The 406-nt window shown below is 40.9% G+C and carries 1 protein-coding gene; it reads right to left on the minus strand.

The features are described from left to right. Positions 1–62: 62 nt before the first annotated feature. Positions 63–350: a hypothetical protein gene (locus L693_RS30525; protein WP_025717111.1), complete on the minus strand. Its 288-nt coding sequence runs from the start codon at positions 348–350 to the stop codon at positions 63–65. Between the last annotated feature and the right edge of the window lie 56 nt (positions 351–406).

Below are 406 nucleotides of genomic sequence, written 5' to 3' on the forward strand. Positions count from 1 at the left end.
TAGTGGAATGAGCATAGATGAAATATTGGATTAACAGAAACATAGGCTAAAGTGATCAAAAGCTAACGAGTAACTGTGGGTTGTATGACGGGAAGGATCAATCGAATCCCGTCTTTTACTCCTTCCATATAGATGGACTGTCTGTCCTGACTTAGCTGATAGCCTATGGCTTCTTCCCATTCGGATAGTAGATGTTGAATATCCTCGTTTTGATTCATTTTGAATTGATCCATTTGCGTGAATAGATTTTTGTCCTCTGGTAGATTTGAAGCCTGTTGTTCACTGGTTAGTTCCAACTGATAAAACCGCTGGCGTAATGCTTCCAGAAACCATTCTGGCCAATTTGACATAGCTTGTTTTCCCTCCTGTTGTTTGAGTGTGTGTATGTTAACTCTGATGGGGAGGG

It is taken from the genome of Paenibacillus sp. 1-18 (assembly GCF_000520755.1).
Lineage (GTDB): Bacteria > Bacillota > Bacilli > Paenibacillales > Paenibacillaceae > Paenibacillus > Paenibacillus brasilensis.

What these genes read in the sequence shown, in the direction of transcription:
- L693_RS30525 (WP_025717111.1), bottom strand. Translation starts at nt 350, where the DNA reads ATGTCAAATTGGCCAGAATGGTTTCTGGAAGCATTACGCCAGCGGTTT.